The sequence below is a fragment of the Photobacterium sp. R1 genome (assembly GCF_054600795.1).
In genome coordinates this window covers 1-242 of record NZ_BAAHZP010000886.1, presented here as the reverse complement: position 1 = coordinate 242, position 242 = coordinate 1, and the positions used below count along the sequence as shown (strand labels likewise).

At 59.1% G+C, this 242-nt stretch carries 1 pseudogene; it reads left to right on the top strand.

The window, feature by feature from the left end:
- A pseudogene (locus ACYP03_RS27615) lies at window positions 1-242 on the top strand (4-alpha-glucanotransferase); the annotation flags it as partial.

Here is a 242-nt window from a genome sequence, read left to right as displayed (position 1 = left end):
GCCGAGAGAAGTGCTTGCCCCGGTAAAAGTGGTACGCCGCGGCGAACCTGTGCATATTGAACTGACTTTGGGGCGCAGTGCCCGTATCAGCGATTTCAGCTGGCGGCTCGAAACGGAGCAGGGCGACGTCATGGAAGGCTGGTTGCAGTCGCAGTTGGTGGCTGATGAGCGTGAGCAGGGCGAGGGGATGACGTTTGCGCTGCCTGAGCTGGCGCTGGGTTATCACAAGCTTGAAATTTTCC